At 67.7% G+C, this 13,737-nt stretch carries 13 protein-coding genes and 1 pseudogene; 8 read left to right on the top strand and 6 right to left on the bottom strand.

Going from position 1 to position 13,737, the window contains the following annotated elements; genetic code table 11:
- Position 1: 1 nt before the first annotated feature.
- Together A5686_RS00790 and A5686_RS00785 are read right to left on the bottom strand one after the other, a co-directional pair.
- Entirely contained in the window at positions 2-799 is a 798-nt protein-coding gene (locus tag A5686_RS00790; protein WP_067929862.1) for a family 1 encapsulin nanocompartment shell protein, read from the bottom strand.
- On the bottom strand, positions 799-1,806 hold the full coding sequence (locus A5686_RS00785) for a Dyp-type peroxidase (protein ID WP_067929861.1): 1,008 nt from the start codon (positions 1,804-1,806) through the stop codon (positions 799-801). Before A5686_RS00785 ends, A5686_RS00790 begins: the two co-directional genes overlap by 1 nt.
- 145 nt (positions 1,807-1,951) lie before the next feature.
- Between A5686_RS00785 and A5686_RS00780 the strand changes: the two genes are divergently transcribed.
- Positions 1,952-3,214, top strand: coding sequence for a M18 family aminopeptidase (locus A5686_RS00780; protein WP_067929903.1), 1,263 nt, complete (start codon positions 1,952-1,954; stop codon positions 3,212-3,214).
- Positions 3,215-3,224: 10 nt separating this feature from the next.
- Here A5686_RS00780 and A5686_RS00775 read toward each other — a convergent pair whose 3' ends face one another.
- On the bottom strand, positions 3,225-3,584 hold the full coding sequence (locus tag A5686_RS00775) for a DoxX family protein (RefSeq protein WP_067929860.1): 360 nt from the start codon (positions 3,582-3,584) through the stop codon (positions 3,225-3,227).
- Between the two features lie 45 nt (positions 3,585-3,629).
- Positions 3,630-4,078 (bottom strand): annotated as a pseudogene (locus A5686_RS00770) (nitroreductase/quinone reductase family protein).
- Positions 4,079-4,430: 352 nt separating this feature from the next.
- Between A5686_RS00770 and A5686_RS00765 the strand changes: the two are divergent.
- From A5686_RS00765 to purM, 6 genes are all read left to right on the top strand, one after another.
- Positions 4,431-4,778, top strand: coding sequence for a VOC family protein (locus A5686_RS00765; RefSeq protein ID WP_067929859.1), 348 nt, complete (start codon positions 4,431-4,433; stop codon positions 4,776-4,778).
- 50 nt (positions 4,779-4,828) lie between these two features.
- Positions 4,829-7,126, top strand: coding sequence for a phosphoribosylformylglycinamidine synthase subunit PurL (purL, locus tag A5686_RS00760; RefSeq protein ID WP_067929858.1), 2,298 nt, complete (start codon positions 4,829-4,831; stop codon positions 7,124-7,126).
- A 34-nt stretch (positions 7,127-7,160) separates the two neighbouring features.
- Positions 7,161-7,784: a CPBP family intramembrane glutamic endopeptidase gene (locus A5686_RS00755; RefSeq protein ID WP_231986246.1), complete on the top strand. Its 624-nt coding sequence runs from the start codon at positions 7,161-7,163 to the stop codon at positions 7,782-7,784.
- 47 nt (positions 7,785-7,831) lie between these two features.
- On the top strand, positions 7,832-8,221 hold the full coding sequence (locus A5686_RS00750) for a sterol carrier family protein (protein WP_067929856.1): 390 nt from the start codon (positions 7,832-7,834) through the stop codon (positions 8,219-8,221).
- Positions 8,222-8,358: 137 nt separating this feature from the next.
- Positions 8,359-9,885 (top strand): amidophosphoribosyltransferase, encoded by a 1,527-nt coding sequence (gene purF / locus A5686_RS00745; RefSeq protein ID WP_067929855.1) that lies wholly within the window; start codon positions 8,359-8,361, stop codon positions 9,883-9,885.
- 71 nt (positions 9,886-9,956) lie between these two features.
- Positions 9,957-11,051 carry a phosphoribosylformylglycinamidine cyclo-ligase gene (gene purM, locus A5686_RS00740; protein ID WP_067929854.1) on the top strand — a complete coding sequence of 365 codons (1,095 nt, stop codon included), beginning with the start codon at positions 9,957-9,959 and terminating at the stop codon, positions 11,049-11,051.
- A 45-nt stretch (positions 11,052-11,096) separates the two neighbouring features.
- Here the strand turns inward: purM and A5686_RS00735 are convergent, their stop codons facing one another.
- Both A5686_RS00735 and A5686_RS00730 read right to left on the bottom strand, forming a co-directional pair.
- The gene (locus A5686_RS00735) at positions 11,097-11,282 is read right to left on the bottom strand and encodes a DUF3073 domain-containing protein (RefSeq protein ID WP_067929853.1); all 186 of its coding nucleotides are present in this window, start codon (positions 11,280-11,282) and stop codon (positions 11,097-11,099) included.
- 146 nt (positions 11,283-11,428) lie between these two features.
- Positions 11,429-12,523, bottom strand: coding sequence for a folate-binding protein YgfZ (locus tag A5686_RS00730; RefSeq protein ID WP_067929852.1), 1,095 nt, complete (start codon positions 12,521-12,523; stop codon positions 11,429-11,431).
- 160 nt (positions 12,524-12,683) lie between these two features.
- Here A5686_RS00730 and A5686_RS00725 point away from each other — a divergent pair, with 160 nt between their 5' ends.
- Positions 12,684-13,553 carry an aminodeoxychorismate lyase gene (locus A5686_RS00725; protein ID WP_156749883.1) on the top strand — a complete coding sequence of 290 codons (870 nt, stop codon included), beginning with the start codon at positions 12,684-12,686 and terminating at the stop codon, positions 13,551-13,553.
- The last annotated feature ends 184 nt before the right edge of the window (positions 13,554-13,737 follow it).

The raw sequence follows: 13,737 nt of genomic DNA, 5'->3' as shown, positions 1-13,737 counted from the left end.
CCTAGGGGCTCAGCGGCACGGACGCCTCGGCGGTGTAGCACAGGAAGGTCAGCGTCTCCTGCAGATACAGCTGCACGGTGTCCGCGTCATGGCTGGTGTATCCGATCGACACGTCAGTGCCCAGCTGCAAGTCGAAATCGCCGCCGCGGGTGGTCAGCACGAAGGCGCCGTCGATCGCCGGTGCCCAGATGATGTCTCCGGGAACCAACCGGTCGATGTGTTCGAGGATCGGATATCCGTGTTCGGTGGTCTCGCTGACCCTCGTGTAGACGTCGGCGGACAGCAGCACCGAGTACGGGCCGTCGACGCCGGCCAGCCGGAGTTCGGAGATCGCCTGGGTGATGACGTCGGGAATCTCGCGGGGATCGGCCGGCAGGGTCAGCGACTTGTTCGAGCTGGCCGAGCGGATGCCTTCGATCGATGCCGCGGCGTAGCCCTCGAAGATGGCCCGGTCTTCCACGAACGCCAGCTTCTTGGCCGCCTCTTTGACCGGGTCCCAGTCGGAGTCGTAGGCGCCGCGCTCGACGTTGTCGATCTCGTAACGCGATAGGGTGAATGGAACCCGCAGTCGGATAAGCGGTTTGCTCTCCCGGAGGTGGGCCTCCACGCCGTCGGTCGGCGACGCCACGTTGGCGAGCCGACCGGTGCTGACGGCGGCGGTGACCGGTCCGCCCGGCTCGCTGACGTCGACGACCCGGCGCCCGGCGATGTGGCGTTTGAAGGTGCGGGTCGCCTCCGTTTCGATCTCGTCCCAGGCGGCGTCGGTGACCGGTGCCAGGTCGCGGTAGAGGTTGTTCATCAAGAGGTTCCTTTCAGGCTGCCGATCGAAAGTGAGCCGTTCTGTGCCACAAGCGTTTCCGCTGCCGGCGCTGCTGGCAGCGGCGGCGGGTCATCGAGAAAGTCGAGGGTGGGGGAGAAGAACAATCCGCCGGTGACCGCCGTGGAGAAGTCGAGGATGCGGTCGGTGTTGCCGGGGGGATCGCCGAGAAACATGTTGCGCAGCATTCGTTCGGTCACTTGCGGTGTCCGCGAATAGCCGATGAAATACGTGCCGTATTCGCCCTTGCCGAGCTCGCCGAACGGCATGTTGTGCCGGACGATTTTCAGTTCCGTGCCGTCGTCGTCGGTGATCACGTTGAGCGCGATGTGGGCGTTGCCGGGCTTGGCGTCGTCGTCGAGTTCGATGTCGTCCAGTTTGGTGCGGCCGATCACCCGTTCCTGCTCGGTTACCGGAATCGAATTCCACGACGACATGTCGTGCACATACTTCTGCACGTGCACATAGCAGGAGCCGGCGAAGTCGGGGTCCTCGTCGCCGATGGCGGTGGCGCTGACGGCCAGCGCACCGTCCGGATTCTCGGTGCCATCAACGAATCCGAGCAAGTCGCGGTTGTCGAAGTAGCGGAAGCCATGCACCTCGTCGACCACGGTGACCGCGCCGGCCATCGCTTTGAGGATCCGGTCGGCCAGCTCGAAGCAGACATCCAGGCTCTCGGCCCTGATGTGGAACAGCATGTCCCCGGGCGTGGCGGGGGCGGCGTGGCGCGGTCCGTTGAGCTCGGTGAACCGATGCAGTTCGGCGGGGCGCGGTCCGGAGAACAAGCGATCCCAGGCGTCGGAGCCGATCGAGGCGATTGCCGACAGCCGCTTCTGCGGTTCGCGGAAGCCGATCGCGCGCACCAGGCCGGGAATGTCGGGCAGCGCGTCGTGCACCGTCGCCTCTCCGCCCTCATCGATGCTCACCACCAGGAAGATGGCCGCCGGCGTCAACGGCGCGAGGATCGGTTGCGGCTGGACGGGGGGCACTCTGCTGACCCTAGCGTGGCTGACCCTAGCGTGGCGACGGCGAGCGCAGGAAGTGCGCGGCCGGGGGTCCCCGGCTTGCGGGGGCCGAGCCGCGCAATCGGACCTAGCGTGGCGACGGCGAGCGCAGGAAGTCATGATGATCAACATGTCGGCCAGCGCCGCAGGCCTCTGCGATTTCATCGACGCTTCTCCCTCGCCATTTCACGTATGCGCCACGGTCGGCGCGCGGCTGACCGCCGCCGGGTTCACCGAACTGAACGAGGCTCAACGGTGGCCGCAAGAACCGGGCCGCTACTTCGTGGTGCGGGCCGGCTCGTTGGTCGCCTGGGATTCCGGCGGCACCGACGGCCCGTTCCGGATCGTCGGCGCACACACCGACAGCCCGAACCTGCGGGTCAAGCAACATCCCGACCGGGTGGTCGCCGGTTGGCGGGTGCTCGCCCTGGAGCCCTACGGCGGCGCGTGGCTCAACTCCTGGCTGGACCGCGATCTGGGCATCAGCGGACGGTTGTCGGTGCATGACGGCAGCGGGATCGGGCACCGGCTGGTCCGGATCGACGACCCGATCCTGCGGGTGCCGCAGCTGGCCATTCACCTGGCCGAGGACCGCAAATCGCTGACACTGGACCCGCAGCGCCACGTCAACGCCGTCTGGGGTGTCGGCGCAGAAGCGAGGTCATTCATCGACTTCGTCGCCGAACGCGCGGAGGTCGCGCCGACCCGCGTGCTGGCCGCCGATCTGATGACCCACGACCTGACCCCCGCAACCGTGATCGGAGCCGACGCCGACCTGCTCAGCGCTCCCCGGCTGGACAACCAGGCCAGTTGCTATGCGGGCATGGAGGCTTTGTTGGCGACCACACCCCGCGCGTTCGTGCCCGTGCTGGTGCTCTTCGACCACGAGGAGGTCGGTTCGTCCTCCGACCACGGTGCCCAGTCCGACCTGCTGGGCACCGTCCTGGAGCGAATCGTGCTCGCGGCCGGCGGCACCCGAGAGGACTTCCTGCGCCGCCTGCCCGACTCACTGCTGGCCTCTGCCGACATGGCGCACGCCACCCATCCCAACTATCCGGATCGGCACGAGCCCGGCCACCCGATAGAGGCCAACGCCGGACCGGTGCTGAAGGTGCATCCCAACCTGCGTTATGCCACCGACGGACGCACGGCCGCGGCCTTCGCGCTGGCCTGCCGGCAGGCCGGGGTCGGCCTGCAGCGCTACGAGCACCGCGCCGACCTGCCCTGCGGGTCGACGATAGGACCACTCGCCTCCGCCCGGACCGGCATCCCGACCGTCGACGTCGGCGCCGCGCAACTGGCGATGCACTCCGCGCGCGAGCTGATGGGCGCGCACGACGTGGCCGCGTACTCGTCTGCGATGCAGGCGTTCTTTTCACCCGAGTCGCGCTGAGCCTTTGAAGCTAGCCGAAAACGACCAGGGTGAGTGCGAAGGTCGCGGCGTTGAGGGCGAGCAGGAACCCGGCGAGAGCGAACTGACCGGAAATATCGTTGGCGAGTACGTGGGTGTACATCGCGCAGATGAAGAAGATAGTCAGCCCGGCTGCCGCGGCGATGCCGATTGCCGGAATCCACAGGCCTACGATAAGCCCAAGGGCGCCTAGGGTTTTCAGGGTACCGATGGGGAATCTCAGCCAGGACAGCGGCACCCCGGCCCGGCGCATGGGCGCAATGATGGGCGCGAAGTGGAGCAGTGCGCTCACGCCCGAGAAGCCGTCGAAGGCTATGGCGATTGTCGTCACGACGAGGTATGCGGTGCGCATGTTGGGGTCTTCCGTGGATGGTCGAACGAGGGGAGTCGTCTGGTGTCAGCTCGCCGGGATTGGATCTAATCGGAACACCGCGATCCGGCCGGCCAGCGCCTCGACCTCGTCGGGGCTGCCCGCACGCACCAGGCCCGAGCGCTTCAGAAAGCCAACACCGACCGGCACTTTGATCGGGTATTGCCGCAGTACCGGGCGGGCCTGCTCGGCGGTCAACTCAGTTATCCTGACTCGCCGCAGCTTTCGGCCCTTCCGCAGCTGACCCGCGCCGGCAGCGCGCGCATTGCGTGCCAATCGGCGCCCGGGAATCCCGCCACGGCATAGAGCTGTCCATCCAGTGTGAAAGGTGTCATCGGCGTGCTGCGCGGCCGGCCCGTGGTCCGGCCCGGCACGGTCAGAACCATAGGTGGTCCCGTCGGGATGCCGAGCCTTTGCATCGCGATCATCAACTTGTTCATCGGCTTTAGCCAGCGAGGGGGACTCGGGCGCGACATCACTTCTCCTTTTGCGTATCCCGTTGCGGTGGGCCCGGAATCGGGTGACCCGGTTCCGCCGGAGTAACCGGCCGCCACCGGCAACTCATATCTCCAAGGACGGATCGGCGGCGCGAAAAGTTACCCGCGCGCTTCTCGCCGTGCCGTCTCGTCCTCATTCCTTGAATATGGAATCCCGACGACGAGAAGGTTTGATGACAGCGATAGCTCGTAGCGCGGATTAGCCACCCCGACGAGGGCGCAGGCTCGCCTCGACTCTGACCTGGTGTCCCGTCGCCGACATCGGGCACCCACTGGCGGCGATGGCGGAGTTCCTTCCGCCCCGACCCCATCAGGCCTAAGGTCTGGCGGTATGGCGCTCAACGTGGAGATGATCACCTTCGACTGCAGCGATCCCGCCCGGCTGGACGGCTGGTGGGCCGAGCAGTTCGGTGGCACGGCGCAGGAGTTGCTGGCCGACGAGTTCACCGCGGTGAGTTTGCCGGAGGGACCGCGGCTCGGATTCCAGAAGGTGCCCGATCCCACCCCTGGGAAAAACCGCCTCCACCTCGACTTCGGTGCCGCCGACGTCGACGCCGAGGCGTCTCGGCTGACGGCCGCCGGGGCCACCGAGGTCGGTCGGCACACGTTCGGTGACAATTTTCGCTGGGTGGTGCTGGCCGACCCCGAGGGAAACGTGTTCTGCGTCGTCGGGCAATAGTCGCCACGGCGGCCCGACGGTAGCGGCGGCACCGCCCTAGACTGTCTGGCGTGACAGTCTCCGGGACGAGCGCCCGCACCGAGGTCATCGACACCGTCGAGCACGCCGCCACCACTCCCGACGAGCCGCAACCATATGCCGAGCTCGGCCTCAAAGACGACGAATATCAGCGCATTCGCGACATCTTGGGCCGCCGTCCCACCGACACCGAATTGGCGATGTACTCGGTGATGTGGAGCGAGCACTGCTCCTACAAGTCGTCCAAGGTGCACCTGCGGTACTTCGGCGAGACCACCACCGACGAGATGCGCACCGGCATGCTCGCCGGCATCGGCGAGAACGCCGGCGTCGTCGACATCGGCGACGGCTGGGCGGTCACCTTCAAGGTCGAATCGCACAACCACCCGTCCTACGTCGAGCCATACCAGGGCGCGGCCACCGGCGTCGGCGGCATCGTCCGCGACATCATGGCGATGGGCGCACGACCGGTCGCGGTGATGGACCAGCTGCGGTTCGGTGCGGTCGACGCGCCGGACACCCGCCGCGTGGTCGACGGCGTGGTGCGCGGTATCGGCGGCTACGGCAACTCCTTGGGCCTGCCCAACATCGGCGGCGAGACGGTCTTCGATGACTGCTACGCGGGCAACCCGTTGGTAAACGCCATGTGCGTCGGCGTCTTGCGCCAGGAGGACCTGCATCTGGCCTTCGCCTCGGGCGCCGGCAACAAAATCATCCTGTTCGGGGCCCGCACCGGCCTGGACGGCATCGGCGGAGTGTCGGTGCTGGCGTCGGACACCTTCGACGCCGAGAACTCGCGCAAGAAGCTGCCCTCGGTTCAGGTGGGCGACCCATTCATGGAGAAGGTGCTCATCGAGTGCTGCTTGGAGCTGTACGCCGGTCATCTGGTGGTCGGCATCCAGGACCTGGGTGGCGCCGGATTATCCTGCGCCACTTCGGAACTGGCCTCGGCCGGCGACGGCGGGATGGCGATCCAGCTCGAGACCGTGCCGCTGCGCACCACCCAGATGACGCCCGCGGAGATCCTCTGCAGCGAGTCACAGGAGCGGATGTGCGCCGTGGTCACCCCGGAAAACGTCGACGCCTTCCTTGCGGTGTGCCGCAAGTGGGACGTGCTGGCCACGGTGATCGGCGAGGTCACCGACGGTGACCGGTTGCGGATCACCTGGCACGGCCAGACGGTCGTCGATGTGCCGCCGCGCACCGTCGCCCACGAGGGCCCGGTCTACCACCGCCCGGTCGCCCGTCCCGACACGCAGGACGCGCTGAATGCCGATAGCTCGGCGCGCCTGCCACGACCGGCCACCGGGGACGAACTGCGCGCCACTTTGCTTGCGCTGCTGGGTAGTCCGCACCTGTGCAGCCGCGCCTACATCACCGAGCAGTACGACCGGTACGTGCGCGGCAATACGGTGCTGGCCGAGCACGCCGACGGCGGTGTGCTGCGCGTTGACGAATCAACCGGTCGGGGTATCGCCTTGTCCACCGATGCGTCCGGCCGTTATACGAAGCTGGATCCGTACGCCGGCGCCCAGCTCGCCCTGGCCGAGGCCTACCGCAACGTCGCCGTCACCGGAGCCGCCCCGGTCGCGGTGACCAACTGCCTCAATTTCGGCTCGCCCGAAGACCCCGGGGTGATGTGGCAGTTCGCGGAGGCGGTGCGGGGCCTGGCCGATGGCTGTGTGGCCCTTGGGATTCCGGTGACGGGCGGCAACGTCAGCTTCTACAATCAGACGGGTTCGACGGCGATCCTGCCGACCCCGGTGGTAGGGGTGCTGGGTGTCATCGATGACGTCTGCCGGCGCATCCCCACCGGCCTGGGCACCGAACCGGGGGAAACCCTGATGCTGCTTGGCGATACGCGCGACGAGTTCGACGGTTCGATCTGGGCGCAGGTTACCGCCGACCATTTGGGTGGGCTACCACCCGAGGTCGACCTGGCCCGTGAGAAGTTGCTGGGCGAGGTGCTGCGGTCGGCATCGCGCGACGGCCTGGTATCCGCGGCCCACGACCTGTCCGAAGGTGGCCTCGCGCAGGCCGTCGTCGAAGCCGCCCTGGCCGGTGAAACCGGTTGTCGCATCGTGCTTCCCGAGGATGCCGATCCATTCGTGACGTTGTTCTCCGAGTCGGCGGGACGCGTGCTGGTGGCGGTGCCGCGCACCGAGGAAAGCCGGTTCCGTTCGATGTGTGAGGCGCGCGGGCTGCCGGCGGTGCGCATCGGCGTCGTCGACCAGGCCTCCGACGCGGTCGAGGTCCAGGGATTGTTCACGGTTGCGTTGTCCGAACTGCGCGAGACTTCCGAGGCGGTGCTGCCGCGACTCTTCGGATGAGTGTCCGCAGCGAATCCTGATGTCCGACAGGATTTTGCGCCGAACCGGGGCGTTGTCTTTGGCCGCCGCGCTCGTCGGCTGGAGTTTAGTCAGTCCGCGGCTGCCGCCCTCGTGGCGGACGGTGCTGCAGGCCGGCGTGGGCGGCCTGCTGGTGTGTGCAACGCGTGCGCCCTTGGGTTTGGGCCCGCCCCGGCTCTGGGCCGGCTTGCGGTTGGGATCAGCGGTCGCGTTCTTGGTGGCGGGTACGGTCGCCGCGACCACCCAGCTGGCTCCCGTGCGCCGATCCATGGCCGAGCGCCAGCCACCGGCGAGGCTGCCGGATTGGCTGCTGCTGCGGATACCGGTGGGCACCGTGTGGTCGGAGGAATCCGCGTTTCGGGGGGCGCTGACCACCGCGGGCTCCGCTGCTTTCGGTGCATGCGGTGGACGTTTGTTGCAGGCCAGCGCATTTGGCCTCTCGCACATCGCCGATGCGCGCGCAACGGGTGAGCCGGTCGCCGCCACCGTCCTGGTCACCGGAATCGCGGGCTGGCTCTTCGGTTGGCTGGCCGACCGTTCCGGAAGCCTGGCCGCACCCATGCTGGCGCACCTGGCCCTCAACGAAGCCGGGGCGATTGCCGTGCTGGCCGTGCGGTCGTCCAGTCGTCAGACGGTGTAGTCACCGCGCCGGCGACCGCGGGCTCCAGGATTTTGAGACCCTAGGGTATGGCCACCCGCGACAAAGCCGATCCGGCGACGACCCGGCGGGCATTGTTGGGCGTCGCGGACTGGCTTCGCGACGAATCCCGTCCGGCGCCCGACCGACAGGAATTGGCGATGGCCGTGCGGCTGACCGCGCGCACGCTGGCCGCGGTGGCACCCGGGCGAAGCGTGGAGCTGCGCATCCCGCCGTTCGTTGCGATTCAGTGCATCGCCGGACCCACGCACACCCGGGGCACGCCGCCCAACGTAGCGGAGACCGACCCGCGGACCTGGCTGCTGCTGGCCACCGGAAAGTTGTCTTTCGGCGAGGCGCGGTCCACCGGTGCGCTGCGCCTTTCCGGCTCACGGGCCGGTGAGATTGAACACTTCCTGCCCCTGTTCGATGTGGGCTGAACATAACCCTGAACTGCAGGTTTAGGTATTTATGGTGGGAATTCGTCGCTCGACACGCCCGGCGGGTTCGTCGGCGCGACGACGGTGCCCGTAGACTCCGTTAAGTCACCAACCGTTCCCCGGGGAGCTGCCTAATCGTGACCGTCCACGAGCCCGAAGAGGATTTCAGCGCACCCCGTGAAGAATGCGGTGTATTCGGGGTTTGGGCCCCGGGCGAGGACGTCGCCAAACTCACCTATTACGGCTTGTACGCGCTGCAGCATCGCGGCCAGGAGGCCGCCGGCATGGCGGTCGCCGACGGATCCCAGGTGCTGGTCTTCAAGGACCTCGGCCTGGTCAGCCAGGTGTTCGACGAGCAGACGCTGGGTGCCATGCCGGGCCACGTCGCCATCGGCCACTGCCGCTACTCGACCACCGGCGACACGACGTGGGAAAACGCGCAGCCGGTCTTCCGCAACACCGCGGCCGGCACCGGGGTTGCGTTGGGGCACAACGGCAACCTGGTCAACACGGCCGAGCTTGCCGCCCGCGCCCGCGACGAGGGGCTGATCGCCAAGCGCGCACCGGCACCGGCGACGACGGACTCCGACATCTTGGGCGCACTGCTGGCGCACGGGGCGGCGGACGCCACCCTGGAGCAGGCGGCGCTGGATCTGCTGCCGACCGTGCGCGGCGCGTTCTGCCTGACCTTCATGGACGAGAACACCCTGTACGCGTGCCGGGATCCGCATGGCGTGCGGCCACTTTCGCTCGGACGGCTGGACCGCGGCTGGGTGGTGGCGTCCGAAACGGCGGCCCTCGACATCGTCGGCGCGTCGTTCGTGCGCGACATCGAACCGGGCGAATTGCTGGCGATCGACGCCGACGGCGTCCGCTCCACCCGGTTCGCCAATCCCACCCCCAAAGGCTGTGTTTTCGAGTACGTCTATCTGGCACGCCCGGACAGCACGATCGCCGGCCGGTCGGTCCACGCCACCCGGGTGGAGATCGGTCGCCGGCTGGCGCGTGAGCGTCCCGTCGAGGCCGACCTGGTCATCGGCGTGCCCGAGTCGGGCACGCCCGCCGCCGTCGGATACGCGCAGGAGTCCGGCATTCCCTACGGTCAGGGGCTGATGAAGAACGCCTACGTCGGGCGCACCTTCATCCAGCCGTCGCAGACCATCCGCCAGCTCGGTATCCGGCTGAAGCTCAACCCACTTCGCGAGGTGATCCGGGGTAAGCGGCTCATCGTCGTCGACGACTCGATCGTGCGCGGGAACACGCAGCGCGCACTGCTGCGGATGCTGCGCGAGGCCGGCGCCGTCGAAGTGCACGTGCGGATCGCCTCACCCCCGGTCAAATGGCCCTGCTTCTACGGCATCGACTTCCCGTCACCGGCGGAACTGATCGCCAATGCGGTCGAAGACCAGAAGGAGATGCTCGAGGCGGTGCGCCATGCCATCGGCGCCGACTCACTGGGCTACATCTCGCTGCGCGGCCTCGTCGCGGCCTCCGAGCAGCCGGCTTCGCGGCTGTGCACCGCCTGCTTCGACGGCCAGTATCCGATCGAACTGCCCGGGGAATCCGCGTTGGGCAAGAACGTCATCGAGCACATGCTGGCCAATGCCGCCCGCGGCGCCGGCCTCGACGATCTCGCGGCCGATGAAGTGCCGGTGGTGCACTGAGGGAACTCGGTGGCGCCCCATCGCCGACGTTTGATCCCGGCCGTCAGCGCCGCCCGGTAGCCTTTATCGCGATGACGGATCCCGGAAAGAGCCCCGGACGCCACCAAGGCAGTCAAGGCATCACGTACGCGTCGGCCGGGGTGGACATTGAAGCCGGCGATCGTGCCGTCGAACTGTTCAAGCCGCTGGCGACAAAAGCCACCCGTCCCGAGGTTCTTGGCGGCCTGGGCGGATTCGCCGGCCTGTTCGCGCTCCGCGGCGATTACCGCGAGCCGCTGCTCGCGGCGTCCACCGATGGCGTCGGCACCAAGCTGGCGGTAGCCCAGGCGATGGACAAGCACGACACCGTCGGGCTGGACCTGGTCGCGATGGTCGTCGACGACCTGGTGGTGTGCGGCGCCGAGCCGCTGTTCCTGCAGGACTACATCGCGGTCGGCCGCACGGTCCCGCAACGATTGAGCGCCATCGTCAGTGGCATCGCCGAGGGGTGTGTGCGGGCCGGCTGCGCGCTGCTGGGCGGCGAGACGGCCGAACACCCCGGTCTGATGGAACCGGACCACTACGACATCTCGGCCACCGGAATCGGTGTCGTCGAGGCCGACGACGTGCTGGGCCCCGACCGGGTCAAACCCGGTGACGTCATCATCGCGATGGGTTCATCCGGTCTGCACTCCAACGGGTATTCGCTCGCGCGCTCGGTGCTTCTCGAGATCGATCGGATGAACCTCGAGGGCTATGTGGAGGAGTTCGGCCGCACCCTGGGCGAGGAACTGCTCGAACCCACGCGTATCTACGCCAAGGACTGCCTGGCGCTCACGGCCGAAACCCACGTCCGCACCTTCTGCCACGTCACCGGCGGTGGGCTGGCCGGCAATCTGCAGCGCGTCATCCCCCATGGGCTGGTCGCCGAGATGGACCGCGGCACCTGGACCCCCGCGCCGGTGTTCGCCATGATCGCCCAGCGCGGCCGGGTGACACGCGAGGAGATGGAGAAGACGTTCAACATGGGCGTCGGCATGATCGCCGTGGTGGCTCCAGAAGACACCGACCGCGCCTTGGCCATCCTGACCGCACGGCATTTGGACTGCTGGGTGCTGGGCACCATCGGCAAAGGGGGCAAAGAGGGTCCGCGGGCCAAGATGGTCGGTCAACACCCGAGATTCTAGGAAGCTCGACCCCCGGCCCGACTGGCGCTGCGCGGGGCGTTGGAGCTATCGCCGCCAGCTGTCCTGGTCGTCCCAGGATTCGTCGGATCCTTCGCTGTCCAGTTCGTCGGACTCATCCGAATCCGTCCCTGACAGCTCGCGCTGAAGCCGCTGAAAGTCGGTCTGCGGAGAACTGTATTTGAGTTCTCGAGCAACCTTGGTCTGCTTTGCCTTAGCCCGGCCGCGGCCCATGGGGGAACCCCCTCGCGCAATAACGGAGCGGCCTAACGAGTAGGCGGCTCCGATCTCCTGGTGTCGTATTGTCCTGCCAACACTTTACCGTGCCCCGCCACCGGGCGTTGGTGCGCCCTTCTCGCTGTGGCGGACGTTACCGTTCATTATCCCGCACCGCCCCGCAAGCGTTCAACAGCTAACCGTCCGGCGCCGATCTGTTCGGCTTCGGGCAGGGAATCGACATCGATCACCGCGGCCACCGAGGCGTCTGGTCCAGTCGCCAATTCGGTGTCGCCGCGCAGCCCGCGCTTGACCAGCGCCAGCGCGATGGGTCCGAGATCCACATGGTCGACGACCGTGCCAAGGCGGCCGACCGTGCGGCCGCCGGCCAGCACCGGATCACCCGTCGACGGCCGGTCCACCGACCCGTCGAGGTGCAGCAGCACCAGCATCCGGGGCGGCCTGCCCAGGTTGTGCACCCGCGCGACGGTCTCCTGGCCGCGGTAACAACCCTTGTCCAGATGGACGGCTCCGGCGCCGGGACCACCGATCCATCCCACCTCGTGGGGAATCGTGCGCTCGTCGGTATCGACGCCGAGGCGGGGCCGCACGGCCGCGACCCGGTGGGCTTCGTAGGCCCACACACCGCTGGGCCGGACCCCGGCCTGCATCAGGCGATTTCGCCAGTCGTCCACTGAGGCACGCGCAACCAGCAGGTCCAGCTCGATCTGACCGTCCGGGACGCCGGGCATTCGCCGCACGAAGCCGTCGCCCGCACGAATCGCGGTCAGCTCGGCGGGCAGCGCGTCCACCCCGAGCGCGTCCAGAACCGCCTGGTCAGCCAGCTTCGGGCCCAGCAACGACAGCACGGCCAGATCGGCTGCGGCCGGGGTGACCTCGGACCAGAACACCATCTTGCGCAGGTAACCGAGCAGCGGCTCCGCCCGCCACGGTTCGGTGTCGAGATAGGTGGTGCCGGCCAGCTCGGTCTGGACCCAGTGATCCTCGACGCGGCCCTGGCCGTCGAGGCTGAGATTGTGTGTGCTCGCGCCGTCGGGAAGATCGCTGACGAATTGCGTCGAAATGCTGTGCAACCAGGTCTGCCGGTCGTTGCCGGTCAGGGTGAGCACTCCGCGGTGCGAGCGGTCGACGAATATCGCGTCGGTGCCGGCCGCGCGCTGCTCGCCCAACGGATCGCCGTAATGCCAGACGGCACCGGCGTCGGGTCCGGTCTCGGGTGCGGGAACAGCATGGGTCACGACTCAACTCTACGGACCGCCAGACGCTCCTCACGAGTGTGAAGCTGGCTTCACATTGGCCGCCGAATGTGCGGCCAGCTTCACATTCGCAGGGACCGTCGTGCGCCGCGCTCGCGGATCGCATTGGATAGGCTTCTCGACCATGGCCGGTCAGACGGGTGTGATTGTCACGCTGGACGGCGAAATTCATTCGCCGGAGGCGCCCCTGCTGTACGCCGACGACCTGGCGGCGGTCCGCGGTGACGGTGTCTTCGAGACGCTATTGGTCCGCGACGCCAGGGCCTGTTTGATCGAGCCGCATCTGCAGCGGCTGACCCAGTCGGCTGCGTTGACCGACCTGCCCCAGCCTGATCTGCCGCGGTGGCGAAGCGCAATCGAGGTAGCCACCCGGCACTGGTGCTCGGCGAACGCCGACGACGCGGCGATGCGGTTGATCTACAGCCGCGGTCGAGAGGGCGGTTCGGTGCCGACGGCCTACGTCATGGTCAACGCCGTTCCCGAACGCGTGACGGCGGTCCGGCGTGGCGGACTTGCGGCGATCACGCTCGACCGCGGGCTGCCGGCCAGCGGGGTCGACGCGATGCCGTGGTTGCTGGCCGGCGCCAAGACCCTGTCCTACGCGATCAATATGGCGGCCCTGCGCCATGCCGCCCGTCAGGACGCCGGTGATGTGATCTTCGTCAGCACGGACGGCTACATCCTGGAAGGCCCACGCTCGACGGTGGTCATCGCCGCCGCCTCTGAGAGCCCGGACGGTGATCCGTGCTTGCTGACCCCGCCGCCGTGGTACCCGATCCTGCGTGGCACCACCCAACAGGCCCTGTTCGAGGTGGCCAGGGACAAGGGCTACGACTGCGACTACCGGGCGTTGCGCGTCGCGGATCTGGATGCCGCCCAAGGCGTTTGGCTGATCTCGAGCATGACCTTGGCCGCCCGCGTGCATACCCTCGATGGCCGCCCGCTGCGGCCCTCACCGATGGCGACGGAGTTCGCCGAACTGGTTGACGCCGCAATCGTCAGCGATCGCTGAACGCTGAATTCTGTTGTCGGCTGGCCGATTCGCCGGTACGGTCGGTCGTACACAAGAAGGGAGGTGGTCCGCGAAATTGATAGCTTCATGGACATGTGAGGTGGCTGCGAGCTAGCAGCTGTGGCTTGGAAGAACTGGCGCCACACTCGCGCTAGCGAATTCCCCGCAGTCACCCGGCCCCCGA

The sequence above is a fragment of the Mycobacterium sp. E2479 genome (genome assembly GCF_001667925.1).
Taxonomy (GTDB): Bacteria; Actinomycetota; Actinomycetes; order Mycobacteriales; family Mycobacteriaceae; genus Mycobacterium.
This window is presented reverse-complemented; position numbering and strand designations above follow the sequence as displayed.